The organism is Actinoplanes sp. SE50/110 (assembly GCF_900119315.1).
Classification (GTDB): Bacteria; Actinomycetota; Actinomycetes; order Mycobacteriales; family Micromonosporaceae; genus Actinoplanes.
On sequence record NZ_LT827010.1, the window covers coordinates 4,165,401 to 4,191,544 of the forward strand.

Below are 26,144 nucleotides of genomic sequence, written 5' to 3' on the forward strand. Positions count from 1 at the left end.
AGCAGCCGGTGAGTGAAGGAGCGTACGGATGGTGGTCGAGGTGAACGCCGAGACGATCGGCCGGGCAGCCCGCCGCGACATGCAGATTGCGGTGCCGGTGCGCCCGGCGGTGCGCCGCGGTGTCCGGTTGCGCCGGTCCGGCGACACGGTCGTGCTCGACGGCGCGGATCGGCCCCAGGCTTTCACCGGCCGGTTCGCCCGCGACCATCTGACCCAGCTGGTCGCGGCCTGTGACGGGACGCTGGGCCACCGCGACCTGGCCGCCCGGACCGGACTGGACGAGGGAACCGTCTACAAGTCACTCGCGCTGCTGTGGGCCGCCGGCGCGGTCGAGGAGGGCGATCCGCCGGGCGCCCTGCCAGCGGCGGCGCCGGAGTTCGCCTGCCTGCTGTCCCGGCTGGGTAACTCCACCGGAGCGAACCGGTCCTGGACCGGCGCCGCGCGGCGGCTCGCGCGGACGGTCGTGCACCTGGCCGGCGACCCGTCACTGGTGGCGACGGCGGCCCGATGTCTCGACGGTGCCGGCCGGCCGGTGACCGGAGAGTTGCGGCCGGCGGCCGCCGGCGAGGACGGCCTGAGCGTGTTCTTCGAGACCCGCGGCTCGGCGCCCGACCTGGCCGCCCTGCGGCGCCGCTGCTGGACCGAGGGGCGGCCGCTGCTACGGGTCCGGGTCGGCGCCACCGCGGTGACGGTCGGCCCGTACGTCGATCCCGCCTTCACGCCGTGTCTCGAGTGCGGGACCGCGGCGGAGGGTGCACCCGACGGCGATCCGCCGGCCGGGACCGGCGACCTGGTCGCCGGCCTGGTGACCCATCACGTGACGGCGCTGGTCGGCCGGGCCACGATGACCCACCTCCCGCTCGACGCGGCCGAGGTGGACCTGAGCACCCTGGCGACGCGCTACCGCGCCGCCGTGACCCGCCCGGGCTGCCCCACCTGCTCGTTCGCCGCCGGGGTGCGGGCGGCCGAGCCGCCCGCCGCGGCCCGGTACGAGGCCGCGGTGGCGATACCCCCACGCCGGTTCCTCGACCCGAAGGGGCACCTGGCCCACTACCAGTCGGCGAACATCGCCCTGTCGTCGCAGTTCCGGACGTGGCCGACCTGCCCCCGCCGGCCGCTGCCGGCCGCGGACCTGACGCGGCTGGCCGGGGAGCCGGCCGGCGGCACCGGGCGGCGTCCCGGACCGCGCGAGGTCGCGCTGCTGCTCGCGGTCGCGTTCGGGGTACGGGAACAGTCGCCGGTCGACGGTGCGGTACGGCGCTGGACCGCCGCGGCCGGGAACATCGGCTCGGCCACCGCGTACCTGCTGTGCCGGGACGACACCGTGCTGCCGGCCGGCGCCTACGCGTACGTCGAGCAGGAGCACGCGCTGGCCGGCATGGCGTCCGGTACCCCGCCGCCCGGCAACCGGCCGCTCCTGCTGGTGATCACCGCCAACCTGCGCAAGGTGGTCCGCAAGTACGGCACTTTCGGGCTCCGGCTGGCGCTGCTCGACGCCGGATGCGCGGTGGCCGCGGCCCGGGCGGTCGCCGGTCACCTCGGTCTGGCGTACGACCTCGCCCGCGACTTCGACGACGACGTCCTCGCCGAGTGCCTGGGGCTTCTCCCGTCCGACGAACCCGTCGCCGCCGTCCTGGAATTGGGGTGACCCGGTGCGATCCGACCTGTCCACCATGCGGCCTCTGCTGGCCGGCTTCGCCACCAGGACGAGCACGAGCGACGGGCGAGCCGCCGACCGCCGGCCGGCGCCGTTCCCGGACGCCGCGCCGGTCGCCGTCGACCTCGACGAGCTGCTGGCCGAGCCGCACGCCGACCTGCGCGACACGCTGCTGGCCCGCCGCTCGTCGCTGCGGTACGCCGACGAGCCCGTACGCACCGAGTTGGTGATCGCCCTGCTGCACGCGGCGCTGCGCCGGGATCGGCTCGACTGGCGGCTCGACGACGCGGCCGGGCCGGTGGAGGCGTTCGTCTTCGCCGTGCGCAGCCGCGGACTACCCGCCGGGGTGTACCGGGTGACGGCGCACGACTGTTCGTTCCTGGCCCCGGTCGAGGCGCTGGGCGACGTCGAGGACCTCGGCGTGCAGCGGGAGTTCGCCGGTGCCGGGGGGATCGTCGCCATGTACGCCTCGCTGGACCGGGCGGACTCGTGGGCCGGCCCGCACGGCTACCGGATGTCCGTGGTGCGCGCGGCGGCCGCGCTCTACGACTTCCACCTCGGCTGCCAGTCGTACGGCCTGACCGGCACCCTGTTCGGCGGCTTCATCGCCGCGGCGGTCCGGCGGCTGGTCCGCGGGGACGGCGTGACCCGGCATCCGCTGCTGTCCGCCACCTACGCCCACCCGGAGGGCTGACGATGTCCCCGGCATCGGCGACCGCCACCGGCTTCGTGCTCGCCCGCCCCGACGTCGCGGTCCGGCGGAGGGCCGGCGGTGTGTGGGTGGGCGTCGGCTCGGCGTCCTTCACCGTACGCGGTGCCGCCGCGGCCGACCTGGTGACGGCGCTACTGGACCGGGCGGACGGCACCCGGACCGCGTCCGAGCTGCTCCAGGACCTGCCGCCGGCGGCGGCGCGCCTGCTCGAGGTGCTCACCGCGCGGGACTGCGCGGTGCTGCTGGACGCGCCGATGAGCCGGTACGCGGACGAGCCGGCGCCGCCGTGGCTGATCCTCTACTTCGCCCAGCTGACCCGGCACCCGGAGCGCGCGCTGCGCCGGATGCGTGACACCGTCCCGGTCCTGTACGGCCGGCCGTCGTGGCTCGCCCGCCTGCGCCACGTCCTCGACGGCGTGCCCGCCGACTACCGGTCGCTGTCCGAGAACCCGGCGGACGGCGCGGCCCTGCCGGTCGTGGACGCCGACGGCCTGCCGCACGGGCAGGTCGTCCGGATCCAGGACGCGCTGCGGGCCGCCGGCCGGCCGCACGGGATCGCCGGCTCGGTGGGGTCCCGGTACTGGCTGGTGTGGTCCGACGGCGACGCGGCCGGGTGCTGGGACTGCCTGCGCCGGCACCTCGGCGCCGCTTCCGCGGGCACCTCGGTGGACGAGTGGACGGCGGCCGGGGTGGTGGCGCACTCGATCTGCCGCCGAGCCGCCGGTCTGGGCACCGTGGCGAACGCCGCGCTGTCGCTCGACCCGGACCGGCCGGAGGTACGGGCACACCCGGCCGTGATCGAGGCCGGCTGCCGATGCCGCCGCGCCCGGCGGCGCCCGGCCGCCGAAGCGCCGGATCCGGTGGTCCGGCGGGACCTGGTGGACCCGCACGACGGGACGGACCGGCACGGCGAGCACGATCGGATCGTCGCCGCGCTGGCCGGCTGGACCGACCCGGTTGCCGGTCCATTCCTCGACCTCGACGGCGGCGAGCTGCCGCAGGTGCCGTACGGGCGGGCCCGGGCCACCGTCCTGCTCGACGGCGGCGGGCGGCGCCCGGTGCACGCCGCCGCGCTGTCGTCGCGGGAGGCCCTCTATCAGGCGGCGCTCAACGCGGTCGAGGTGCTGGCCGGCCCACCCGCGCGGAACCGGGGCGCCGGCTGGACCCTCGACGAGGCGATCTACCGGGCGCTGCTCCGGTCGTCGGCCCGGCACCCGGCCGGCGCGGCGGCGGAGCTGCCCGACGACCTCGGTCCGCAGCCGTGCGTCCGGGTCAGCCGCTATCTGGAACGCTCGGCCGGTCTCGGTCCGATCGGGTGGACCGGCGAACGCCTGCCCAACGGCCTGTACCGGGTCGCCGGCCGCCCGGCGTCCGGCCCCGCCCTGCACGGGCTGGGCGCCTGCTACGCCGAGGCCGTCGCGACGGCGCTCCTCGGCCGGGTCAACGACGACGGTGTCCTGGTGCCGGTCAACCCCCATTTCCGGCGATGGCGGGACGCTTGGCAGCAGCTCACCCGGCCGGACGTCACCGAGCCGGACCGGGCGCCGGTGCGGTTCACCCAGGGCCGGCTCCGGGTGGTGGAACTGGCATGACGACGCTGCTCGACGACCCGCTGGCCGCGCTGGCCGGGGACGCGCCGCCGCCCACGGAGGTGTTGCTCGGCCCGCTCACCGGCCCGGCCCGGCTGTCCGGGCCGGACGGCGGGCACCGGCCCGGCCGGGGCTTGGCCGTGCTGTTCTGGCGCGGCCGGATCCACGTGCTCGCCTACCGGCCCGGTGCCGGCGGCTGTCCCACCTGCCTGGCCTGGTTCCTCACCGGCCCGCAGGCGCCGCCCCCGGCGGGCGCTCCGGCGGATGCCGCCCGGGCTGATCTGCTGTGGCAGCGGCTCGGTCCGGCGCTGCGGGTAGTCGTCGGCCGGCTGGCGGCCAGGCTGCTGCGCGACGGCACCGCCAGCGGGACTCTCGCCACCGTCGACGCCGCGACCGGCACGGTCCAGCCGGGGCGGGTGCCTCCGAGCTCGGCGTGCCCGGCGTGCGCGCCCGAGCCGGCGGACACCACCGTCGCCTTCGGCTCCAGGCCGGACCTGCTGGACAAGGCCGACGGGACGCTGCGCAGCCGGCGCCCGCTGCCACCGGACCTCACCTCCGACTACGTGGGGGCGCACTCGGTGTTCCGGGAACCACGGGTCGACCTCGACGGGCCGGTGCCGGCCGCGCAGGTGGGCTTGCCGCTGCGCGACGGCGGGCGGGAACCCGGCATCGGCCGCTGCCTGAGTTTCGCTCGCAGCCGCCGGACGGCGGTGCTGGAAGGGCTGGAACGCTACACCGGCTTCCACCGCCAGCCCACCGGCCGGGCGGTCGAGGCGTCGCTGGCCGAGCTGGACGCTCAGGGCCTGGATCCCAGGACGCTCGGCTACCACGACGACTCCCGGTACGCGGAGCCGGACTTCCCCTTCGCGCCGCTCGGCCGGCACGAACGGCTGCGCTGGGTCCCGGTCACGCCGCTCGGCGGCGGCGTCCCGCGCTACCTGCCCGAACCGGCGCTGTCCTGGGCACACCGGCCCGGGTCGCGCCGGCCGTTCTTCTACGACACGTCGAACGGGTTCGCCCTGGGGCAGAGCTACGAGGAGGCGGCCCTGCACGGGCTGCTGGAGATCGCCGAACGTGACGCGTTCCTGCTCACCTGGTACCACCGCCTGCTGCTCCCGGAACTCACCCTGGGTCCCGCCGACCGCGGGATACGGCAGCTGGTGGACCGGGTCGCGGTCGTCACCGGATTCCGGCTGCGGCTGTACTGGGCGGCGGTGGACACCGGCATCCCGGTGGTGCTGGCACTCGCCCGGCGCGACGCGGCGGCGGGCCCGTGCACGTTCGTGTCGGCCGGCGCGAACCTGCATCCGCGGGCGGCCGCCGAATCGGCGATCTTCGAGGTGGCCGCGATCCTGTCCGCGGTCACCCACACCTTCGACCGGGACCGCGCCCACGGCCGGCGGCTCGCCGCCGACTTCGGGCTGGTCCGCACCATGGCCGACCACAGCCTGCTCGGCGCGCTGCCGCAGTCGCGGCCCTGGTTCGACTTCCTCACCACCCCGGAGCGACCCGAACTCGCCCTGGCCGACGCGGTCGCGGCACATCCGGTGGCGGCGCGGCTCGACGCCGACCTCGACCACGTGCGGGCCCGGCTCCAGGCGGCCGGGCTGTCCGCGTACGCGGCCGACATGACCACACCCGAGCTGCGCTGGCGAGGTCTGGTGTGTACGCGGGTGTTCGTGCCGGGGTGCCTGCCGATGACATTCGGGCACCACACTCGCCGGATGGCCGGGCTGCCGCGGTTGGCGCGCCAGGTGACCCCGTACCAGTCCGGCCTGGCGCCCGGGCAGTCCCCGGCCGACGTCCCACCCCACCCGTTCCCGTGAGACGGCAGCGAGGAGAGCCATGACCGTGCGATCACCGGAGATCCTGCAGCGTTCTACCCGGGCATCCGCGACACTCAGCCCGTACGTCGTGTTCCGCCGGGCCCGCCTGCCGGTGGCCGAGCTGGCCGCCCTGGGGCTCGACCGGTACTGGGCGCGGGTCGACGGGTGGCGCCGGCGGGCCGCCGCCGGAGCGCGGGTGGCGGCGGAGGTCGCGGACCGGTTGGCGGCCCTGGTGCCGGGCGCGGACCAGACCGTGCGAGCGGAAATCGTCCGGCTGCGCCGTGATGTCTACAACGGCCGGTCCGACCCCGCCCGGCGCCGGCTCACCCTCACCGAACCGCACCTGGGCGCCGCCGCCGGCCAGGTGCGTGCCTGGCTGGAGCTGGCCGACGAGGTGCGCCGGGAGGAGAGGGATCTCCGTACGCTCTTCGACGCCGAGCTGGCGGCGGCCCGGGCCGGGATCCGGGCGCTGTTCGAGCACGACGCGATGGCCAAGGGCATCCAGCTCTCCGGCGACCAGCTGTATGAGAGCCTGCAGAGGTACGTCCGCGACGACGGTCCCGCACTCAAGCCGAGCCGGTTGCGCACCGCGGAGTCGTCGCTGGTGAACTTCGCCTACCGGGCGGCGCTGAAACCGTCCCCGTTCGGCCGGTTCACCGAGGTCGGCGCCTTCCCGCCGGACCTGCCCCCGGAGGCCGGCGGCGCGCCGGGCACACAGTCGTCGACCACCCTCAACCGGGTGCTGCTCAACTGGATGGTGGGCGGCTGGCAGCGGCTGCCGGGCGGTGACGACCTGGGTCGGATGCTGCTCAACTCCTCGCTGTCCATCGATGAGAAATCGATTCGCTTCATCGGCCTGCGACCGGACGGGCGCGCCACCGGGTACGGCGGTACCGAGCAGGTCGTCCGGCTCCGGCGCGACCCGGTGGTGGACCGGGTCCTGGGCGTGCTGGCCGGCGGTTCGGCCCCGGTGCCGCAGCTGCGACAGGCACTGGCCGAGGTGGCCGGTGGCGACGAGGCGGCCCGGAAGGTCCTGCGGGCACTGCTGCGTACGGGTCTGCTGTCGTTCCGGCCCGGCATCGACGAGCAGGACCCGGCGTACGCGGCGAAGCTCGCCGATCTGCTGAACTCCGCGCCCGCCGGACCGCTGTCGGTGCTGGCCGCCGACCTGCGGACGCTGCGGCGGCTGGAGACCGACTTCCCGGACGCGTCGGTGGCCGGCCGTCGGGCGCTGCTGGCCGTCGGGAACCGGGCCATCGCCGAGGTGGGCGCGGTCTGCGGCGTCGGGGCACCGCCGGAGGCGATCGTGCGGGCACCGGTGTACGAGGACGCGTGGACCCGCGCCCGCCCCGCCACGTGGAACGCCGACGCGATCGCCGCGGCCCGGCCGGCCTTGGCGAGCCTGTGGCGCTTCGCCTCGATGCTCGACTACGGCCAGGTGAAGCGGCTGGGGCTGTACTCCTTCGCGGTGGACCGGTTCGGCGACCGGGAGACCGTGCCGTTCCTGGACTTCTTCGACCAACTGGTCCGGCTGCCCGAAGCCGAGCAGGACGCGGTGTTCGCCGGGCACGGATCCGCCCTCGCACGGGCGTACGCCCGGCGGCGCGATGCAGCGCTGCACGAGCTCGGCGACCGGATCGTGCCGGACGGCGACGGTGTGCTGCGGTTGAGCCCGGAGGCCGTCGACGACGCGTGCGCGCGGGTCGAGGACCGCGTCGATCCGGCGTCGATCACGTTCCGGGTCCAGTTCGCCCGGCGCGCCGACCGGCAGCCGGCCGTGGTGGTGAACGGCGTGCTCACCGGATACGGCGTCTACTTCTCCCGGTTCTGCCGGTTCATCGACGGGTCGGCGATGCCGGGGTGGACGCTGCGGTCGGCCCTGCGCGATCACCTCCGGGACGCCTTCGGCGGGCAGGTCGACCTGAACGCGGTGCTCGGTTTCAACTTCAACCTGCACCCGCCGCTGACCGACCGGGTCCTCGACTATCCGGGTTCCTGGCCGTCGGCGACGGCGCAACGCCGGTACGGCCTCGGCGACCTGGCGATCCGGGTCGACCACGGGAGCCACCGGCTGCTGCTGTGGGACCCGGCCGCCGGCGCGCCACTCGACCTGATGCCGATGAACTTCCTCATCCCGGTCGGGGTGCCGGTGCTGTACCAGCTGCTGGAGGCGCTGAGCCCGACGACCCGGTACCCGTGGCACCCGCTGGACGACATCCGCCGCGTACGGGATCCCGGCGGCGCCGGACGCCTGGTCGTCGGGGACGTCGTCGCGGACCGCCGCTCGTGGACGGTGCCGGCCCGGGACATCCCGATGCTGGCGGAGGTGAGCCGGGACTCGTACCCGGCCCTGCTGCGGTTCGACGAGTGGCGCCGCAGCCGCGGCCTCCCGCGGGACGCGTTCGTGCTGTGCCAGACCCCGGACGAGTACGCGGTGCTGTCCGGCCGCACCCGTGGGCTGCCGCGCAGCTGGTCCGACTTCGAGCACCTGCACCGGGCGAGCGTGCACAAACCCATGTACGTGGACTTCCGCAACCCGCTGTCGGTGCGGAGCCTGGCCAAGTCGGCGCTGACCCGCGACGACGTCCACCTGTCGATTCGAGAATGCCTGCCGGCGACCGACGAGTACGGGCGCGGGGACGGTCCGGCGGCGGCGGAGGAGTTTTTCGTTGAGCTCTACCGAGACTGACCGATGGCGTGCCCTGCACGTCTACCTGCCGCACTCGGTGCAGACGCGGTTCCTGCGCGAGGTGGTCGACCCGCTCCTGCGCGACGCCGGGCTGCGGGACCGGTTCTTCTTCCTGCGCTACTGGCAGGGCGGCCCGCACCTGCGGCTGCGGGTGCGTGGCACGTCCGCTGCCGCGGTGGAGTCGATCGGGCGGGCGCTGGCGTCGGCGGTCCCGGCCGGAACCCCGGAGCTGGCCGCCGAGTACGCGTACGAGGTGTCTCTGCAGGCGCACCTGGCCGAGCGGGAGGGGGAGCAGCCGGCGCCGGAGCGGTCGGCCGGCACCGTGGAGGAGGCCGAGTACCGGCCGGAGTACGGCAAGTACGGCGGCCCGGCGGGGGTGCGGATCGCGGAACGGCTGTTCGGCCGCACGTCGGCGGCGGTGCTCGACCTGATCGCCGCCCGGGCCGACCCGGCGCCCCGAGCCCCGACCGGGGATGCCATCCGGATCATGGCGATGTCGTTGCGGGGGTCCGGGCTCGACGCCGAGCAGAGCCGGGCGTTCCTCGAGCGCTACGAGCAGTGGTGGCGCCCGTACCTGCCGCCGGGCGCCGACCGCTCGTGGCCCGGGATGTACGAGCGCACCCGGGACCGGATCCGTCACCTGTGCGAGGCGGTCTGGCACGGCCACGCCACCGACACCTTCCACGACACGTACGCGGAGGCGCTGGCGGCGGCGCGCGAGGTCGGTGGCCCGCACGGCGACCTCGCGGAGCTGACACTCGGGACGGCTTCGTACGCCCGGTGCATCGCCCACTATCTGCACACCACCAACAACCGGTTGGGGATCATCCCGGCCGGCGAGGCGTTCCTGGCATATGTGATGTGCCGATCGTTGACCGAATTGGAGCCCGTATGAACGTGGGCGCGAAAGGCACTTCCGATGCCTTGGTAAACATTTGAAAAATTCTCTGGCGGATGCCGCCGACGCGGTAGTCGCTGGCCGAAAAAACTCGATTATGCGTGCTTTTCCTGCCCGATCGGATGCCGGTCGGGATACTGGAGTTTGCCCTGCTCAAAAGCAACTTGTAATGCTGATGCCAGACTGAAAAAAGGCTATTCAAGGGCTTTCTTTGAACGCCTTCTCGGGTACCTTGACTGGTATGGAGAAGGGGGGAGGTGATAGGCATGGAGAACATCGATGAGGAGCTCGACCTGAACGCCCTGGAGATCTCGGATCTGATCGAGGACTCGGGCACCGAGGACGAGACGCTGTCGCAGATCATGGCGGCCTCGTGCACGACCAGCGGCTGCGCCTGCAGCTCGTCGTCCTCGTCCTCGTCCTGATCCGGCGACGGGGCAGACCTCTGCCGGGGCCGTCTCCCGGAGACGGCCCCGGCAGCGGCCACCGTCCTTCCCGGACGGGCTACCACCATGTCAGGAGGTCCGCGTGCACGTGTTCGTGACGATTCCGATGAGTGACGGCGCGCCGGGACGCGTTCATGGCTTCCTTACCGACCTGTTCGCGTCCGCCCGGCCCTGGCCCGGCGAGTACTGGTTCGTCCGCACCTGGGAACAGACGTCCGGCGCCGACTGCTTCCAGGTCAGCCTCGCCTCGGCCCACCTCGGCGCCGGCGAGGCGGCCGACCGGGTACGCCGGGTGGCCGCCGCCCACGACCTGCGGCCGGACGTGGTCGAGGCGCCGGTCGAGGAGGTGCCGTCACCGCTGTGGAACGCCGGGCTCGGCGGGCCGGGATTCGGCGCCGTCGCCCGGCGGCTCTACCGGGCGGCGGCCCCCCTGCTCGTCCAGCTGCTGCCGGCCCTCGGCGGTGACCCGGCCGATCGCTACCGGATCGCGGTGCGGCTCATGCTCGCCAACGCCGGGGCCACACTGCTCGAGTCGGAGCAACGCGACCTGCCGTCGCGCGGCTACGCCGAATTGTTGAGCCTGCGCCTGCTCAGCTACCGGTCGCACTACGAAGGGGTGTACGCCCGGGCCACCGATCCCGACTCGTTTGAACGCCGGTACGCCGCACACTACGAACGCCTCGGCGGGTACACCCGCGACCTCGTGCGCTCCTGTGCGGTTTCCGGTCCGTCCAGCGACGACCCGGTGACGGGCGGCTGGGTCGCGATGGTGCGACGGCACTTCAGTCCGGTGCGCGACGAGTTCCGCGCCGGCCGGGTCGTCAACGCCGGCCTGAGCATCGAGGACCTGAACGCGGGCCGCGCGGTGCCGCTGCCGCCGACCCGCTTCCACACGTACCTGTCGGCCGAGCTGGAGCATCTGCTGCATCGCGATCCGGACTTCCTGGCCTTCCGGCTGGCCACCAGCCTGCTCTACAGCTGTCTGCACACGCTCGGCTTCAGCCTGGTGGAGCGCTACCTGTTCTGCTACCTACTGGCCCGGGCCAACGAGGACGTCTCGGGCCGGGAAACCGCCGACCTGCAACGCGAACTCGGCGCCCTCGCCCGGCAACTCGTGTGCACGTCGCCCGTGACACCTTGAAGGGGGCATCATCATGCACGTCGTCCTGGTCAGTGTGCCGTGGAGCCCGATCGAGATGCCCTCGCTCGCCCTCGGACTGCTGAAGAGCCTGACTCTGCGGGAGTTCCCGGGCGCCCGCGTCGACGTGGTGTACGGAAACCTCGAGTTCGTCGACTGGGTGACCGAGCGCCGCGCCTTCCGGTACGACGACTACAAGTACTACGACCGGGAAAGCTGCTACCTCGGCCACGGCGACTGGGTGTTCTCCTCCGCCCTGTACACGGACCCGTCGTGGCGGGTGCCGGAGTTCGTCGAGGCGTTCGCGCCGGACGACGTGCCCGGCTTCGACCGCGCCCGCCTGGCGACGACCCTGTGGCTGCACGAACACGCCGGCGAGTTCATCGACCACCTTGCCGCCCGGATCGCGGCGGACGCACCCGACGTGGTCGGCTTCACCACCACGTTCCAGACCGTCACGGCGTCGCTCGCGGTCGCCCGGCGGCTCAAGGAGCTGTCCCCGCGCACCGTCACCGTCTTCGGTGGCGCCAACTGCGAGGACACCCAGGGCGAGGCCATGCACCGCAACTTCGGCTTCGTCGACTTCGTCGTACGCGGCGAGGGCGAGCTGGCCTTCCCCGACCTGCTGCGGTCGGTGCGCGGGGAGGGGCCCCCCATCGCGGAGATCGGTGGCCTGTGCTGGCGTGACGACAGCGGGACCCCGGTGTTCAACCGGCCCGGCCGCAAGCCGCTGGCCACCGACGCCATGGTGCTGCCGCACTACGACGAGTACTTCGAACGATTCGGCGCCTCGCAGGCCCGGCGGTGGGTGGAGCCCCGGCTGGTCATCGAGGGGGCGCGCGGCTGCTGGTGGGGCGAGCGGCACCACTGCACGTTCTGCGGGCTCAACGGGGCCAGCATGACGTTCCGCAGCAAACGTCCGTCGAAGTTCTTCGAGGACATCGTCACGCTCGCCGAACGTCACCGCGTCCTGGACCTGCTCGTGGTCGACAACATCCTCGACATGGCCTACCTGGACTCGCTGCTGCCGCGGCTCACCGCCGCCGGCATCGACCTGCGGATGATGTACGAGATCAAGGCGAACCTCCGTTACGACCAGCTGAAGGTGCTCGCCGACGCGGGGGTGGTGTGCGTCCAGCCGGGGGTGGAGAGCCTCAACACGAACGTGCTCAAGCTCATGGACAAGGGCGTCACCGGCTGCCAGAACGTACGGATGCTGCGCGACGCCGAATCGCTCGGCCTGACCGTCATCTGGAACTACCTGTACGGGTTTCCGGGTGAGACCGACGACGACTACCTTCCGGTCATCGAGCAGTTCCCGAGGCTGCACCATCTCTGCCCGGCCGGCGCCGACGACCGCCTCGGCATCCAGCGGTTCAGCCCGTACTTCGAGAAGCCGGAGCTGGGCTTCGCCGACCGACGCCCGGCTCGCCAGTACGAACTCTGCTATGACCTGCCGCAGGCGGATTTGTTCGATCTCGCGTACCTGTTCGAGGCGCCGCAGCGGGGCATCGGCGACGATCTGGCGGCGCGGCTGAGCGCCGGGCTGGACACCTGGCGCGGCGAGCACTGGCGCAGCCAACTGTCCTACTTCGCCGACGACGACGGCATCACGATCGCCAACACCCGCCCCGGCTTCGACTGGCGCACCGTGCGCCTGGGCACGCCGGTGGAACGCTCACTGTTCGACCTGCTGGACCAACCGCGGACCGCCGCGTTCCTGCACCGGGAGGTGGGCCGGCGCACCGGCGCGACCGTCGCCGAGATCGACGCGGTCCTCGAGCGCTGGGATGGCCTGGGCCTGTACTTCAGCGACGCCGGCCGCATGATCCACGTGGTCACCCAGGACCAGAACCAGAGGCTGCTGCGCATTCTCGCCGGCCGGCAATGGCGAGCGGCCGATCGGCCACCGGCGCCGGTGGCCGTGTGAAAGGGGAATCGAGATGTCCGCGACATCGATGAACGGGGCGAGTGTCCGGTACGCCCGCTGGCGCCATCGCGACGCCGCGGCGCACGCACACCTGGGCGAGGGCGCCTTCCTCGACGACGTGGCCGGTGAGGCGAGCCGGGCCTACCGGCTCGGCGCGCGGTTCGTGTCGATCGCCGACCCGATCGCGCTCGGGCCCGAGCCGTCCGCCGAGCACACCCTCGCCGCGCTCTCCTTCGTCCGCGAACTGACCAGCCACGGGATGGACGTCGCGTGGCACGCCCAGCTGTCCGCCGACAGCGCGCCCTGGTGGGTGTTCAGCCACCTGTTCCCACCCGCGACCCTCGACGGTCCGCACGCCGCCGAGACGCTGGCGGCCTGGCGCGCGAAATACCATTTGGGCCGGTGTTTCCTGCGTCGCGGACCGGGCTTCGTGCAGATCCGCGACCGTCGGCACCAGGGTTTTCGCCGATTGACGGTCAGCGACCCCGACCACCTCGCCGCCATCGACGCGCTGCTGGCCGGCCGGGGCCGCGAGGCCGTACCGGAGCGGATCGTCGCGCTGTTCGAACGTCAGCATCTCGTGGTCCCGGTCTGCGGTGACGTCTGGTGGGCACCCTACCGGCTCCAGCGCTGGCCGCTGCCGTCCTGGGAGGTGTGACCACCAACCGTTCGGACACCCGGGGACGCCGCCGCTCCCGAGGGCGATGACCGGGCCGGGTTCGGTCGCGGACCGCCGACAGCTCAGCAGACCGGGTGGGCGGTGGCCCTCAGCCGGCGCCGCCCGCTCCGATCAGTCGCAGAGCGGCCGGCCGGACCCGTATGGTCACCGGGCCCGTGCCCAGGAACTCGCCGTCGGCGTAGACCGGCAGCGGCCGGTTCGCCGCGACGGTGATCTCCCGGACCGTCCGGGTGGTGATCCCGGGAAGGCCGAGGTGCCTGCCGTGCCGCAGAGCGGCCAGCGCGCCGATCATCCGGCTTCGCGGCAGCGGGCCGACGGTCACCACGTCGAGCAGGCCGTCGTCGAGGCGGGCGTGCGGGGCGACCCGCAGGCCCCCGCCGTACCACGGGGCGTTGGCGACCACCACGGTGTGCCCGGTGAACGACGCGGTCACCCCGTCGACGGTGAGCGTGTACCGCACCGGGCGCCACCGCAGCATGACCAGCAGCGCGGCCAGCTGGTAGGCCGCCGGCCGGCGGGGCAGCCGCCGGTTGGCCAGGTCGTTGGCGACCGCGTCGATCCCGGTGCACACGCTGCCCGCCACCACCCGCCCGCCGGCCTCGGCCACGTCGACGAGTCCGCTCGGCGTCCGCAGCAGCGCCTGTGCCGCCGCCGCCGGATCGGCCGGCAGCGGGACGACGGCCCGGGCCAGGTCGTTGCCGCGCCCCGCCGGCACCACGGCCAGCTCGGCACCGGTGTCCAGCAGGCCGGCGGCGACCGCGCCGGCGATCCCGTCACCGCCGACCGCCAGCACGGTGTGCTCGGCGGCGGCCGCGGCGAGCTCGGTGGCGTGCTGCAGAGACCGGGTGTAGGCCACGTGGACGGTCGCCCCGGCCTCGCGCAGCGCCCGGGCCACCGCCGTGATGCGGGCCGCGGCGGTGCCCGCGCCGGCCGCCGGATTGACCACCGCGGTGAAGACGTCCCGGCTCATGGCAGCAGGATGCCGGGGTTGAGGATGCCGGCCGGGTCGATCGCCTGCTTGACGCCGCGCAGCGCGGCGGCACCCACCTCGCCGATCTCCCGGCCGTACCACGGGCGGTGGTCGCGGCCGACGGCGTGATGGTGGGTGATGGTCGCCCCGGAGGCGGCGACGGCCTCGCTGGCGGCGGTCTTGGCCGCGCGCCACTGCGCCACCGGATCCGTGGCCTGGGCGGCGACGACGGTGAAGTACAGCGAGGCTCCGCTGTCGTAGACGTGCGAGATGTGGCACAGCACGATCGGCGGTGTGCCGGCCTCGGCGAGCGTGTCGATCAGGGCGTCACGGACCGCCGCGTACGTCTGCGGCAGCCGGTCCCAGAACGCCGCCGTCTCCAGCGTCTCCGCGACGGCCCCCGCGTCCAGCAGGGCGTCGCGCAGGTACGGTGCGCGGAACCGCCCGGCCCGCCACGCCTCGCCGGGCGCCGCACCCAGCGGGGTGCCGCCGAGCTCGGTGAGCCGCCGCTCCAGCTCCGTGCGGCGTCGCGCCACGTCCCGCGTCTCACCCTCGACGCCGATGACGGCCAGGCAGCCGTCGCCCCGCGGGCCGCCGGTCATCGCGTTGATCGCGGTCTCGGTCTCGTCGGAGAGCCGCAGCACGGTGGGCAGCGGGCCGTCCTGCGCGAGCGCGCGGACCGCCGCCGTGCCGGCCTCGAACGACGCGAAACTCCAGCCCTCGTAGTGCCGCTCGGCCGGCGCCGGATGGATCCGGACGGTGACCTCGGTGATGACCCCGAACACACCCTCCGAGCCCAGCATCAGCTGGCGCAGATCGGGCCCGGCGGCCGACTCGGGGGCGCGGCCGGCCTCGAGCAGACCGATCGGGGTGGCCACGCGCAGACCCACCACCATCCGGTCGAACCGGCCGTACCCGGCGGAGGCCTGCCCGCTCGACCGGGTGGCGGCGAAACCGCCGAGCGACGCGTACTCGAACGACTGGGGGAAGTGGCCCAGGGTGAAACCCGCTGCGGCCAGCAGCTCCTCGGCGCGGGGCGCCCGGATGCCGGCCTGGAAGGTGGCGGTGCGCGAGACCGGGTCGAGGTGCCGCAGCCCGTCCAGCCGGGCCAGGTCGAGCGCGAGCACCCCGGTGTATCCGTCGCGGCGTGCGGTGAGGCCGCCGACCACCGACGTGCCGCCGCCGAACGGGACCACGGCGACCCGGTGGCGTCCGCAGACCGCGAGCAGCCCGGTCACCTCGTCCTCGGTCGCCGGGCGGGCCACCGCGTCCGGGGCGTCGGCGGCCACCCCGGCGCGCAGGCGCAGCAGGTCCTCGGTGGACTTGCCGGCCGCGTGGGTCAGCCGGGCGGCGTCGTCGGTGGCCACCTCGGGGCACGCCGCGCGCAGATCCCGCAGCACCGCTTCGGACAGGCCGGCGGCGGGCAGCTCGACCGACTCGGCGGCGGGCCGCGGCCCGGTCACCCCGAGGGCGGACCCGAGGATGTCGAGCACGGTGGGGGAGAGGGTCATGGCGGCGGCGGGCGTGCCCCACCGCGCCGGGTCGGTAAGCTCATTCACGGGTTACACTGTGACACATGATGTCCAGTCGTAACACCCCCGGGAGCCGGACGGACGACGACGCCCTGCTCGACGCGGCACGCCAGTGCGTGCTCGCCGTGGGGCTGCGTCGCACCACGCTGACCGACGTGGCGCGGCGTGCCGGCGTGTCCCGGATGACCATGTATCGCCGCTGGCCCGACATGGCGTCCCTGGTCGCCGACCTGATGACCAGGGAGTGGGGTGAGCTGGCACTGCGCGCCCAGGAGGGCGCGGCCGGCCGGCACACCCGCGACCGGTTGGTGAACGGGTTGACCACCGGCGCGACGCGGCTGCGGCACAACGCGGTGTTCCGTCGCATCCTCGAGCTCGACCCCGAGGTGCTGCTGCCCTATCTGGTGGACCGGCGCGGCACCAGCCAGGACCGCATGCTGGCACTGCTGGCGGAGACGATCGCCGCCGGGCACGCCGACGGCTCGGTGCGCACCGGCCCGCCGGCCCTGCTCGGCCGCAGCCTGCTGCTCACCCTGCACGGCTTCGTCGTCTCGTCGGCCACCATGACCGACGAGGTCACCGAGGCGGACCTGGACACCGAGCTGCGCCTGCTCCTCGACCGTTACCTCGCGCCGTGACCGCCGGGACCGCGCTCAACGCCGGGCGCCGCGCTCGCGAGCTGGACGAGCTGGCCGGCGGGGCCACGGTCGACCTGCTGGTCGTCGGCCTCGGCGTGACCGGCGCCGGGGTCGCCCTGGACGCCGCCTCGCGAGGCCTCTCGGTGGCCGCCGTCGACGCCCACGACCTGGCGTTCGGCACCTCCCGGTGGAGCTCGAAACTGGTTCACGGCGGCCTGCGGTACCTGGCCGGTGGGCACCTCGGGCTGGCCTACGAGAGCGCCGTGGAACGGGACATCCTGCTGCGCCGGGTGGCCCCGCACCTGATCACCCCGCTGCCCTCGGTGATCCCGTTGACGCCGCTGCTCTCCGCCGGGCAGGCCGGGCTGGCCCGGGTCGGCCTGGCCGCCGGCGACCTCCTGCGCGCCGGGGCGGGCACGCCGGCCGGGCGGCTGCCCCGATCGCGGCGCATCACCCCGGTGGAGGTGCACCGGCTGGTGCCCGCGGTCCGGCGCAGCGGCCTGCGGGGTGGTCTGCTCGGCTGGGACGGCCAACTCGTCGACGACGCCCGGCTGGTGGTGGCGCTCGCCCGCACGGCGGCCGGCTTCGGGGCGCGGGTGATCACCCGGTGCCGGGTCGAGGAGCTGACCGGGGGCGGCGCGTCGGTGCGCGACACCCTCACCGGCGAGCGCCACCGGCTGCGCGCCCGCGCGGTGGTCAACGCGACGGGCGTCTGGGCCGACCGGCTCGACCCGACGATCAGCCTGCGCCCCTCCCGCGGGACCCACCTGGTGCTGCGCCCCGGCGTGCTGGGCCGGCTCGGTGCCGGGCTGACCGTGCCGGTCCCGGGCACCACCAGCCGGTTCGTGTTCGTGCTGCCGCAGGCGGACGGCCATGCCTACCTCGGACTGACCGACGAGCCGGTCGAGGGTCCGGTGCCGGACGTCCCGGAGCCGACACCGGCCGAGCGCGGCTTCCTGCTCGACGTGGTGTCGACGGTGCTGGACGTGCCGTTGACCGAGGCCGATGTGGTGGGTGCCTTCGCCGGCCTCCGCCCGCTGCTCGCCGGTGGTGCCGGCAGCACCGCCGATCTGTCGCGGCGGCACGCGGTGGTCACCTCGCCCGCCGGGGTGACCACGATCGTGGGCGGCAAGCTGACGACCTACCGGCGGATGGCCCGGGACGCCGTCGATGCCGCCCTGCGGTCCGCGGGTCTGCCCGCCGGGCGCTGCCGCACGGCGGGACTGCCCCTGGTCGGTGCCGCGTCGCCGGAGCGGCTGGCCGGGAGCGGCGCGCCGCGCCGGCTGGTCGCGCGATACGGCGCCGAGGCCACCGCGGTCGCCGCCCTGGCCATCGAGGATCCGGGTCTGGCCGAGCCGGTCGCCGAGGGGATCGCGGTGACCGGGGCCGAGCTGCTGTGGGGGGTGCGCGCCGAGGGTGCCCTGGACGCCGCGGACCTGCTGGATCGGCGGACCAGGATCGGGCTGGTGCCGGCCGACCGGACCCGGGCGGCCGGCGTGGCCGAGACGATCCTGCGCCGGGGTCTTGCCATGCAGGGGTCGTAGGGTATAGACGTACATCAATATTTTAGATGCTCGTGTCAAAGGGGACCCGGCATGCGCCCACTATCCGCGATCGTCTGGACGGTGCCGATCCTGGCCGCCGGCCCCGCCTCGGCCGTGCCCGTCGCCGCGGCACCGGCACCGGCACCGGGCGGCTACTACCTGCAGAGCGTCATCACCGGCTTTGCCGCCGCGGCGACCGGTGACACGCTCGCGCAGCATCGGCCCAAGGGCGACGAGGACCACCAGCAGTGGACCCTGCGGGCCGACGGCGACGCCTGGCGGCTGGAGAGCATCGACGGGCCGGGGCGCTGCCTGGGCCGCACGGCGACGGCTCCGGCCATGCTGCCGTGCGCGGATGCGAACACCCGGTGGCAGATCACCGGCGCCGGCGACGATCAGTATCTGGTCAGGGACCCCGGCGCGGAGCGCTACCTGAGCCTGGTGCCCGGCGGTGCCGGCTGGGCCGACCAGCTCGGGCTGGACGCCGCCGGGCCGCAGGCCCACTGGTATCTGACGCCGTTGACCCCGGTGCGCGCCGCGCTGCCGGCCGAGCCGGATCGGACGCTGGACCAGGTCACCTTCCTCACCGCGCACAACGCGTACGCCAACGGCGCCGACGGTGGTTTCGCGCCGCCGATCATCAACCTCTTCCCCAATCAGGTACGCGGTATCGACCGGCAGCTCGCCGACGGCGTACGCGGTTTCATGCTCGACGTGCACCAGACGCCGGACGGTGCGATCCTCTGCCACGACAGCTGCACGCTGGTGTCCCGTCCGGTCGCGCTGTGGGTCGACCTCAAACGGATCACCGACTTCCTCACCGCGCATCCGGACGAGGTGGCCACCGTCTTCCTGGAGGACTATGTGGACCCCGGCGTGCTGCGCGCCGAGCTGGCCCGGGTGCCCGCGCTGCCCGCCATGCTCCTGCGCCCCGACCTCGACGGTGTCCGGGAGCGGGGCTGGCCGACCCTGGCCGAGCTGCGCCGGACCAACCACCGCCTGCTGATCTTCACCGACCACGACCGGGCTGCGGACCAGGCGGCCGGCCTGACCCGGGACAGCTTCGGAGTGCAGTACCAGCGGGAGTGGACCGTCGAGAACTACTGGTCGATGGGCTCCGGAGCGGGCGCCTCGGACTGGTCCTGTTACAGCCGCTGGCCCGGTGCCGGCCCGGCCGGCATCCCGCTCACCGCGACCGCGCCCGGGTTCCGCCCGCTGTTCGTCATGAACCACTTCCGGGACGTGCCCATGGCGGCCACCGCGGCCGGTGACAACGCCAAGGCGCTCAACCGGGCCGAGCGGTTCTGCGCACCGGCCGCCCGCAAGAAGCCCAACTTCCTGGCCGTCGACCGGTACGACCTGGGTGCGGCGGCCGGCGCGGTGGCACAGCTCAATACCTATGCGTACTGAGCCGGGCCGGCCTCACGCGGGGTTCGCCTCGGCCTGGCGGGCGGCCTCTTCGGCCTGGCGGGCGGCGGCGCGACGCCCCTGACGCCGGCCGTAGGTGACGGTCCAGAAGACCAGGCCGCCGAACACCACGTACGGCAGGATGCTGGACACCACCAGCATCGTGCCGGTGGACAGCACGTAGGCCAGGGCGATCCGGATCAGCGCCTCGGACAGCATGGTGATGCCCCAGACGATGGTGATCAGGCGCTGGCTGTGCCGGAACCCGGGGAACTGCCACATCCCGTTCCACCAGGCGATCGACTCCGGGGTGCCGTCGGTGGCGAACTTGCGCCCGAAGTAGAACATCAGCGGCCGCGGCGCCAGCAGCGAGACCAGCAGGGCCACGCCGAACAGGCCGGTGATCGCCGACTCCTTGACCAGGATCAGCCGCGGACTGTTGAAACCGAGCGCCGACACCACTCCGAGCAGCAGAAGGATCAGCGTGAAGATGCTGAACTCGTCCCAGGTGCGGCGGATCGCGAGCAGCACCACCGTCTCCAGCACCGGCCACACGCCGCTGGCCAGCAGCGCGGTCACCTCACCGGCGCCGTGGCCGGTCAGCACCTGATAGGTGATCAGCGGCAGCACCAGGTTGAACACCATCGTGGGCACCCAGGTGCGCAGCGCGGCGGCCAGCCCGCCGCGGCGGGCCGGTGGTGCGGTATTGGACGGTTGCATCGTATCCCCCCGTAAAGAGCTGGAAGGTAACACGATTCATTGATCGTTCTCGTCCCCGTCACCGAGCCAGGCACGCCACCGAGAACAGCGCGGCGACGACGCCGTACAGCTGCACCGCGTGCAGACGTTCCCGCAGGAACCACCGGTTCAGCAGCAGGGTGACCGCCGGGTAGAGCGAGGTCACCACCGCTGCCGGGGCCAGCGCCGCGGCCGCGGCCACGAGGAACGCCCCGTCCGCGACGACGTCGGCGAGACCGACCAGCAGGATGGGTGACCGGAATCGGACAGTGTGTCGCTCCCGCAGGCCGAGCGCCAGCAGCAGCGCCCCCGCGCCGCCGCTCACCCGGGCACCCGCGAGCGCCCAGAACGGGTCCGCCGCACCGGCCTCGTGCAACAGGACGAAATAGACGCCGAACGCGGCCGCCGCCCCCAGCGCGCACAGCATCGCGGGCCGCCGCCCGAGCGCCGGATCCCCGCCCGGCGCCGGCCAGCTCGCCAGCGTCGCGCCGGCCAGCCCGGCCACCACACCCAGCCAGGTCACCGTGCCGACCCCGGGGCCGTGCCGCAGCCCCCAGCCGACCGGGACCATCGCGGCGACCGTGGCGACCGGCGCCACCACGGCCGGTGAACCGTCCCGCATCGCCCGGTACAGCAGGCCCATCGCCGGCAACCCGACCAGGCCGGCCGCCACCCCCAGCCAGAGCCGGCCGTCCCAGGCCGCCGGACGCTCGTGCACGGCCGCGGCGGGCAGCACCACCAGCATGGCGGCGATCTGCGAACCGATCAGGACGGTCAACACCGGGATCCGGCGGGCCAGCACCCCGGCCAGGAAATCGGAGAAGCCCCAACCGCCGGCCGCGACCAGTGCGGCCAGCATCGCCACCGCCGTCACGGCCGGCCGGCTCCGGTGTCGGCGGGCCCTGCGCACACGCTCATGCCGCCGATGATGCCGACCGGGAAGGCGCAGGTCAGTCGCCCGCAGGCGGCCGACCGGCCGGGCTAATCCGATCGGGTCCGCGCGGCGGGCAGCCGGACCGTGAAGACCGCCCCGCGGCCCGGCTCGCCGACCGCCTCGATGACGCCGCCGTGCCCGGTGACCACCTCCCGGGCCAGCGCCAGCCCGAGCCCGAACCGGCGCTGGTCGCCGTGACCGCGGGCGAACCGGTCGAACAGCCGTCCGGCGTCCGCCGGGGCGAAGCCGGTGCCGTCGTCCCGCACCGCCAACGTCACCGGCCGCGCCCCGCGCTCCGTCAACGGACTACCCGCGCACATCCTGCTCGTGCACGCGGTCGTCGCCCTGCTCCCGCTGAGCGCCCTGCTGCTCGCCCTGACCGCGCTGTGGCCGGCCGCCCGCGCCCGGCTGGCCCTGTTCAACGTCGTCCTGGCGTGGGTGGTCGTGCTGCTCACTCCGCTGACCACCAGCGCGGGGGAGTGGCTGGAACAGCGGGTGCCGCGCAGCGACCTGGTCCACCGGCACGCCGAACTCGGCGACTCGGCGATCTTCTACGCGCTGCCGATCGCGGTCCTCGCCGTGCTCGTCTGGTGGCGGCACCGGGAGGCCACCGCCACGCCGGGCGGCCGGGCGTTCCTTGCGCCGCGCTCGGCGGCCGTCACCGGGATCGTGACCGTGCTGGCGGTGGCCGCGGCGGCAGCCGGCGTCTACGGCATGTACCGGATCGGCGACTCGGGCGCGAAGGCCGCCTGGACCGGCGGCTTCAGCACCACCGACACCGGGCGTGGCGACTGAACCGGAGCGATCCCTCAGGCGCAGCTCGCCGGGTCGGCGGGCGGGCTGACGGCGCCGACAGACCCGCCCTGTGACGAGTCGTAGCGGTACCACTTGCCGCTGCCGCCGACGTTCGTCGCGCAGATCCTGTAGGTGTCGGCAGAGGTGGGGACGTAGTACAGCTTCGTCTTGTCGGACAGCGTGATCTTCTCCGTCGACGAGCCGACCGCCACCTGGGGCGTGCCGCCAGAGCTGTTGTCGCCGGCGATCGCGGTGTCCGGGTAGGTGTTGCCCATCTCGGTGTAGGCCTCCTCGACGGCGGCGATGGCGCCGCGCACGTCCGACTGGGCCGCCCGGTCGGCGGTCTCGGCTGAGGCGCCCGTGTCAGCGGCGAGCTGCCCGGTGACCGGGAGCCCGCAGGATCGCTGCATCCGGCTCAGATTCTCGACGGCGGACACCGCTGTCTCCGCCATCCGCGCGGTGGTGGCGGAACCGGCTGTCGCGGTGTCATCGAAGCCGGCGCGGCGCAGGGCGACCATGGTCTGCACGGCATCGGCGAAGCCCGCGCCCGCATCCTTGAGGTCGCGGGAGAAGACGAGTCGCCCGGCGAGCGTGTGGATCCGCTCGGCCACCGCCGCGACCCTGCCCACGTCGTCAGCGTCATCCCCGGCGGCGCGGGCGAACGACTGCCGGTCACCGATCAGGCCGCAGAGCTCGGACTCGGCCGACGAGTTGACTACGGCCGCGATGGCGCCACCGGCCACCAGAACCGCCGCACCGATCGCCGCGACGACCACGGTGGCTCGGCGGGGGCTTCGTCCGCGGCTGGCGGGGGATGCCGTCCCGGCCGCGACCACCGGCTCGCCGATCGCCGGTTCCACGACCGGCGGCGCGGGCGGCGCCGGCTGGACGAAGCCGGTCCACTGCTGCCCGTCCCACCACCGGAACGTGGACGTGCCGCCGGGGTCGGCGTACCAGCCCGCCGGCGACGACCCGCCGGTAGCTGCCCCGGCGTCGCCATGGGTCAGGGAGGCGTCCAGCAGCTGCGGCGGATCGTTGCTCATGGCCCCACCATCGGGCCCGGCGCCGGCGTCTTGAGGATCCGCCGCGACTGTCGGGTGCCGGAATCAGGCGCGGCGGCTCTCGCGGGCCGGTGTCCTCGCATGACAGGGCGGCGCGGTGGGACCCGATAGGAGACGGGTCCCACCGCGCGGCCGTGCCGTCAGCGCGAGCGCGGAAGCTTGCTCACGTCGTACGACCAGATGCCGCGGCCGTGCGTGGCCGCGTACAGCGTGCGCCCGGTCGGGTCGGTGCGCAGTTCGAGCGTCGCCGTGGTCGGCAGGTTGCGGCCGAGCACCAGCCAGGACCGCGCGTGCGCGGGCCGGTAGAAGACGGCGTTGTCGGTGGCCGCGACGAGCCCGCCGCCGCGGACCAGTTTGACCGCGTCGGCCGGGATGTCCGGCAGGTTGCCGGAGATGTCGGTCCAGTGTTCGCCGGCGTCGGTCGACTCGAAGACGTGGCCGATGCCCGCGCCGGGGCCCTCGGTCCAGCGCCGGGAGAAGCCGTTGATCGCGACGACCACGTGGTTCGGGTTCGCCGGGTCGACGTCGAAACCGGAGACGTATCGGTTGGGCAGGTCGGGCAGGGCGAGCTGGTGCCAGCCGGTGCCGTCGGTGTGCCCGACCGCGATGCCGCGGGTGAAGCCCTGGTTGTTGCACGGACCGCACCAACCGGCGTAGACCAGGCCGCCCGAGGTGGACACGGCCGTGGCGGTGTGCCCGGCGCCCAGGTCGAACAGGTTGGTCCACTCGGCACCGGAACGGATCGCGTAGCCCTTGGTGTTGAGCCAGACGTGCCGGCCGCCGGCGACCCAGACCGTGGCGTCGCGCGGGTCCTGGTTGAGCGGGGCGATGAAGCGCGCCTCACCGGTCTTGTTGTCCGGCGGTGCGACCTCGTAGCTGGTGGCCTTGCTGCGGTCGGTGGTCCAGGCGCCGTCGTTGACCGCGCAGTTGTTGGTCACCCACACGTCGAGGTAGACGTACTCCTCGGCGATGTTGCAGCCGTTGCCCGGGTCGACGATGGTGTCCCCGCCGTCGCCGCCGAAGTTGGAGCCCATCGCCCGGTCGCCGGGGCGCAGGATGGACTGGCCGTTGTCCTGCAGGCCGCCGGAGACCGCGAGGCCCTTGCCGTCGCGCCCGACGCCCACCGAGTAGTACTGCAGCACGTCCATCGAGCCGTCGTTGAGCGGGGTCCAGTCGGTGGCGTGCCCGGCGGCGTCGGCGGCGCCGCGGACGGGCCGGCGGAAGGTGCCGCCGTCGTCGCCGACCACCACGTACGTCCTGCCGTGGTTCGATCCGATCGTCACCGAGTGCTGGTCGGCGTGCACCGTCTGGTGGCAGTCACCGGTCTGCTTGCCCGGGTCGATCGACCAGCAGGGGAAGCCGAAGTTCCAGTACGGGCCGGGCACGGTCCAGTTCGCCCCGCCGTCGGTGGTCTCGAAGACCTCTTCGAGGCCCAGGTACACGTGGTTGGCGTCGGTCGGGTCGACCTGCAGGAACTGGTTGTACCAGGCCTGGATGCCGGGCATGTAGCCGGGATCGGTCAGCGCCGAGCCGGACGCGGCCAGCTTGTGGTAGTCCGCCGACAGCGTCCACGGCCCGAACGGCGAGCCGGACGCGGACACGTAGATGCCCTGCAGCGCGCTGTCCGGGTTGGTGGTCAGCTGGGTCGGCGACTCCTCGATGGCGTAGTACCGGGAGCCGTCCGCGGCCGCCGCGAAGGTCACCGTGCCCACGTTCGCCGCGTCCGAGGCGATGTCGCCGGCCAGCGTGGTCCGCTGCCAGACGCCGCCGACGCGGGTGTAGAAGCCGTTGTACGTGTCGCCGCTGCGCCACCCGGCCGCGATGACCACCTTCGACGGGTCTTTCGGGTCGGCGGCGAAGTCGTTGACAATGTTCTTGTACGGGGCGTTGGCGTCGCCCGCCTGCGCGCCGCCGGGCAGGAAGTCCGGGTTCGGCACGAACTCCTGCTTCCACGGCCCGGACAGCTTCTTGATCGAGTGGCTGAACGCCCCGCGGTTCGTCGCCACCCACGCGGTGTCGCCGAAGATCCGCAGCTTGCGGATGATCGTGCTCTCCAGCTCGGTGCCACCCACCCGGTCCCGGGTGGTGAAGCGGCCGGTCCGGGGGTGGCTCAGCACGTAGACACCGCTGCCGACGAACGAGGTGGCGCTGGTGTTGCCCTCGCCGGTGGCCCACCACAGCCGGCCGGAGCGGTCCAGCCGCAGATCGCCGGTCGACGGGGACGGGACCCGCTCGGCGATCGGCTGCCAGTGGCCGCCGCCGGTGCGGGACCGCCAGACGCCGCCGTTGGCCGCGCCGGCGTACACGAAGCCGTGGTCGTCGGCGGCCAGGCCGGTGACCCGGCCGGTGACGAAGCCGGCGCCGCCGGAGGAGTTGCTGTTGACGTCGCGGTAGCGGGGGTCGTCGGAGTTGTACGGCCGGTCGGTGACCTGCTGCCAGGTGCCCCCGGTCGACTTCAGCGACCGCAGCTGCTGCCAGGCGGCGGTGTAGGCGCCCGGGGCGACGATGCCCGGAGCGGATCGCGCCTCGGCGTACTGCTCGGCCTGTTCGGCGATCTCCTCCGGGTCCTCGCCCTCGTCCTCGTCGGCCTTGGCGGATCGGGAGCTGAACCCGGCGTGCAGCGCGGCCCGCTGCTGGGCGGCCTGCACGTGACGCTGGTACGGCTCGGGCCGTGGTTGGCCACCGGGCGCGGCCGCGGCACCGGACGGGATCAACCCGACCACGGTGACCAGCGCCACGCTGGAGATCAAAAGCTTGCGTTGTCGAGGCGACACTGCCTGAACCTCCCCATAGGACACATTCACCTGGGAAATCTTCAGGAGTCGGGGGAGATCCGCAACGATTCCGATCAGTGCATGAGCGCATCGAACAAACCGGCACAGCGGTCGATCTCTCCCATTCACCTACGAAGGGTAGGAGGGTGATCGCCGTTTCGTCCGGCGGGTCCGCGGGCACACCTCT

The 26,144-nt window shown here is 73.8% G+C and carries 21 protein-coding genes; 14 read left to right on the forward strand and 7 right to left on the reverse strand.

The genetic code is table 11. From position 1 onward, the window contains the following. The first annotated feature begins 28 nt into the window (after positions 1-28). From ACSP50_RS18225 to ACSP50_RS18270, 10 genes are all read left to right on the forward strand, one after another. Complete coding sequence (locus ACSP50_RS18225) at positions 29-1,648, forward strand: tpaE (protein ID WP_014690717.1); 1,620 nt, start codon at positions 29-31, stop codon at positions 1,646-1,648. Between the two features lie 4 nt (positions 1,649-1,652). Next, entirely contained in the window at positions 1,653-2,351 is a 699-nt protein-coding gene (locus tag ACSP50_RS18230) for a tpaF (RefSeq protein WP_043511657.1), read from the forward strand. A 2-nt stretch (positions 2,352-2,353) separates the two neighbouring features. After that, entirely contained in the window at positions 2,354-3,961 is a 1,608-nt protein-coding gene (locus ACSP50_RS18235; protein WP_014690719.1) for a hypothetical protein, read from the forward strand. Next, a complete protein-coding gene (locus ACSP50_RS18240) occupies positions 3,958-5,784 on the forward strand; it encodes a YcaO-like family protein (protein ID WP_014690720.1) in 1,827 nt (608 codons plus the stop codon). Before ACSP50_RS18235 ends, ACSP50_RS18240 begins: the two co-directional genes overlap by 4 nt. Before the next feature lie 19 nt (positions 5,785-5,803). Next, complete coding sequence (locus ACSP50_RS18245) at positions 5,804-8,473, forward strand: lantibiotic dehydratase (RefSeq protein WP_014690721.1); 2,670 nt, start codon at positions 5,804-5,806, stop codon at positions 8,471-8,473. After that, positions 8,454-9,368, forward strand: a complete 915-nt coding sequence (locus ACSP50_RS18250) for a thiopeptide-type bacteriocin biosynthesis protein (protein ID WP_014690722.1) — start codon at positions 8,454-8,456, stop codon at positions 9,366-9,368. Before ACSP50_RS18245 ends, ACSP50_RS18250 begins: the two co-directional genes overlap by 20 nt. Before the next feature lie 269 nt (positions 9,369-9,637). After that, positions 9,638-9,796 carry a thiocillin/thiostrepton family thiazolyl peptide gene (locus ACSP50_RS18255; RefSeq protein ID WP_014690723.1) on the forward strand — a complete coding sequence of 53 codons (159 nt, stop codon included), beginning with the start codon at positions 9,638-9,640 and terminating at the stop codon, positions 9,794-9,796. Between the two features lie 103 nt (positions 9,797-9,899). Next, on the forward strand, positions 9,900-10,958 hold the full coding sequence (locus ACSP50_RS18260; RefSeq protein WP_014690724.1) for a hypothetical protein: 1,059 nt from the start codon (positions 9,900-9,902) through the stop codon (positions 10,956-10,958). A 13-nt stretch (positions 10,959-10,971) separates the two neighbouring features. Continuing rightward, a complete protein-coding gene (locus ACSP50_RS18265) occupies positions 10,972-12,885 on the forward strand; it encodes a RiPP maturation radical SAM C-methyltransferase (RefSeq protein WP_014690725.1) in 1,914 nt (637 codons plus the stop codon). A gap of 13 nt (positions 12,886-12,898) precedes the next feature. Then, a complete protein-coding gene (locus ACSP50_RS18270) occupies positions 12,899-13,543 on the forward strand; it encodes a DUF5825 family protein (protein ID WP_014690726.1) in 645 nt (214 codons plus the stop codon). A gap of 109 nt (positions 13,544-13,652) precedes the next feature. Here ACSP50_RS18270 and ACSP50_RS18275 read toward each other — a convergent pair whose 3' ends face one another. Both ACSP50_RS18275 and ACSP50_RS18280 read right to left on the reverse strand, forming a co-directional pair. Further along, on the reverse strand, positions 13,653-14,534 hold the full coding sequence (locus ACSP50_RS18275; RefSeq protein ID WP_014690727.1) for a diacylglycerol kinase family protein: 882 nt from the start codon (positions 14,532-14,534) through the stop codon (positions 13,653-13,655). Continuing rightward, on the reverse strand, positions 14,531-16,045 hold the full coding sequence (locus ACSP50_RS18280; RefSeq protein WP_085945643.1) for an FAD-binding oxidoreductase: 1,515 nt from the start codon (positions 16,043-16,045) through the stop codon (positions 14,531-14,533). The genes ACSP50_RS18275 and ACSP50_RS18280 overlap by 4 nt, the downstream gene beginning before the upstream one ends. Before the next feature lie 65 nt (positions 16,046-16,110). Between ACSP50_RS18280 and ACSP50_RS18285 the strand changes: the two genes are divergently transcribed. Genes ACSP50_RS18285 through ACSP50_RS18295 form a run of 3 tightly spaced genes read left to right on the forward strand, consistent with a single transcriptional unit; the run spans position 16,111 to position 19,658 of the window. Continuing rightward, entirely contained in the window at positions 16,111-16,704 is a 594-nt protein-coding gene (locus ACSP50_RS18285; RefSeq protein ID WP_014690729.1) for a TetR/AcrR family transcriptional regulator, read from the forward strand. Then, entirely contained in the window at positions 16,701-18,248 is a 1,548-nt protein-coding gene (locus ACSP50_RS18290) for a glycerol-3-phosphate dehydrogenase/oxidase (RefSeq protein WP_014690730.1), read from the forward strand. The genes ACSP50_RS18285 and ACSP50_RS18290 overlap by 4 nt, the downstream gene beginning before the upstream one ends. Positions 18,249-18,299: 51 nt before the next feature. Beyond that, positions 18,300-19,658, forward strand: a complete 1,359-nt coding sequence (locus ACSP50_RS18295) for a PI-PLC domain-containing protein (RefSeq protein WP_014690731.1) — start codon at positions 18,300-18,302, stop codon at positions 19,656-19,658. A gap of 12 nt (positions 19,659-19,670) precedes the next feature. Here the strand turns inward: ACSP50_RS18295 and ACSP50_RS18300 are convergent, their stop codons facing one another. The 3 genes from ACSP50_RS18300 to ACSP50_RS18310 all read right to left on the reverse strand — a co-directional run bounded on the left by ACSP50_RS18300 (position 19,671) and on the right by ACSP50_RS18310 (position 21,605). Further along, entirely contained in the window at positions 19,671-20,375 is a 705-nt protein-coding gene (locus ACSP50_RS18300; protein ID WP_014690732.1) for a VC0807 family protein, read from the reverse strand. A 58-nt stretch (positions 20,376-20,433) separates the two neighbouring features. Next, positions 20,434-21,267 carry an EamA family transporter gene (locus ACSP50_RS18305; protein WP_231956964.1) on the reverse strand — a complete coding sequence of 278 codons (834 nt, stop codon included), beginning with the start codon at positions 21,265-21,267 and terminating at the stop codon, positions 20,434-20,436. 107 nt (positions 21,268-21,374) lie between these two features. Next, positions 21,375-21,605 (reverse strand): sensor histidine kinase KdpD, encoded by a 231-nt coding sequence (locus ACSP50_RS18310; RefSeq protein ID WP_231956965.1) that lies wholly within the window; start codon positions 21,603-21,605, stop codon positions 21,375-21,377. Between ACSP50_RS18310 and ACSP50_RS18315 the strand changes: the two genes are divergently transcribed. Continuing rightward, on the forward strand, positions 21,577-22,122 hold the full coding sequence (locus tag ACSP50_RS18315) for a DUF2231 domain-containing protein (RefSeq protein ID WP_052311625.1): 546 nt from the start codon (positions 21,577-21,579) through the stop codon (positions 22,120-22,122). The genes ACSP50_RS18310 and ACSP50_RS18315 overlap by 29 nt on opposite strands. Before the next feature lie 14 nt (positions 22,123-22,136). Here the strand turns inward: ACSP50_RS18315 and ACSP50_RS44020 are convergent, their stop codons facing one another. Further along, a complete protein-coding gene (locus ACSP50_RS44020; protein WP_014690736.1) occupies positions 22,137-23,165 on the reverse strand; it encodes a DUF2510 domain-containing protein in 1,029 nt (342 codons plus the stop codon). A 158-nt stretch (positions 23,166-23,323) separates the two neighbouring features. Further along, on the reverse strand, positions 23,324-25,957 hold the full coding sequence (locus ACSP50_RS18325; protein ID WP_014690737.1) for a hypothetical protein: 2,634 nt from the start codon (positions 25,955-25,957) through the stop codon (positions 23,324-23,326). Positions 25,958-26,144: the final 187 nt, after the last annotated feature.

Coding starts and splice junctions, on each gene's coding strand:
- ACSP50_RS18300 (WP_014690732.1), bottom strand. CDS start 20,375: ATGCAACCGTCCAATACCGCACCACCGGCCCGCCGCGGCGGGCTGGCC.
- ACSP50_RS18280 (WP_085945643.1), bottom strand. CDS start 16,045: ATGACCCTCTCCCCCACCGTGCTCGACATCCTCGGGTCCGCCCTCGGG.
- ACSP50_RS18270 (WP_014690726.1), top strand. CDS start 12,899: ATGTCCGCGACATCGATGAACGGGGCGAGTGTCCGGTACGCCCGCTGG.
- ACSP50_RS18235 (WP_014690719.1), top strand. CDS start 2,354: ATGTCCCCGGCATCGGCGACCGCCACCGGCTTCGTGCTCGCCCGCCCC.
- ACSP50_RS18240 (WP_014690720.1), top strand. CDS start 3,958: ATGACGACGCTGCTCGACGACCCGCTGGCCGCGCTGGCCGGGGACGCG.
- ACSP50_RS18285 (WP_014690729.1), top strand. CDS start 16,111: ATGATGTCCAGTCGTAACACCCCCGGGAGCCGGACGGACGACGACGCC.
- ACSP50_RS18225 (WP_014690717.1), top strand. CDS start 29: ATGGTGGTCGAGGTGAACGCCGAGACGATCGGCCGGGCAGCCCGCCGC.
- ACSP50_RS18295 (WP_014690731.1), top strand. CDS start 18,300: ATGCGCCCACTATCCGCGATCGTCTGGACGGTGCCGATCCTGGCCGCC.
- ACSP50_RS18255 (WP_014690723.1), top strand. CDS start 9,638: ATGGAGAACATCGATGAGGAGCTCGACCTGAACGCCCTGGAGATCTCG.
- ACSP50_RS18275 (WP_014690727.1), bottom strand. CDS start 14,534: ATGAGCCGGGACGTCTTCACCGCGGTGGTCAATCCGGCGGCCGGCGCG.
- ACSP50_RS18245 (WP_014690721.1), top strand. CDS start 5,804: ATGACCGTGCGATCACCGGAGATCCTGCAGCGTTCTACCCGGGCATCC.
- ACSP50_RS44020 (WP_014690736.1), bottom strand. CDS start 23,165: ATGAGCAACGATCCGCCGCAGCTGCTGGACGCCTCCCTGACCCATGGC.
- ACSP50_RS18265 (WP_014690725.1), top strand. CDS start 10,972: ATGCACGTCGTCCTGGTCAGTGTGCCGTGGAGCCCGATCGAGATGCCC.